Source organism: Paracoccus sp. S4493 (genome assembly GCF_000967735.1).
In the GTDB taxonomy this organism is placed as follows: domain Bacteria; phylum Pseudomonadota; class Alphaproteobacteria; order Rhodobacterales; family Rhodobacteraceae; genus Paracoccus; species Paracoccus marcusii.
Genome location: NZ_JXYF01000560.1, coordinates 1 through 216 on the forward strand (window position 1 = coordinate 1; position 216 = coordinate 216).

Annotated in this window: 1 protein-coding gene; it reads left to right on the top strand. The window is 75.5% G+C overall.

Going from position 1 to position 216, the window contains the following annotated elements:
* Positions 1-216 (top strand): hypothetical protein (locus TW83_RS21700; protein ID WP_045984363.1); only part of this gene is annotated, 216 nt, incomplete at both ends.

Consider the following 216-nt stretch of genomic DNA (forward strand, 5'->3'; position numbering starts at 1 on the left):
GCAGGCGGAACGCGACCTGATCATCGCTCAGCTGCGCGATCTGCGGACCGCGCAGGCAGGCAACGCGCCGCTGAGCCAGGCCGAGCGCGGATTGGTGTTCCAACTGGCCGACGCCCGGCCCACGCGCCGGCCGGTCTCTGTGCGCGCACCGTCGCAACAGGCGGTGCAGGACGCCGTGGCACAGGCCGTCGATGCCGCCCGCCCCGCCCCGCGGGC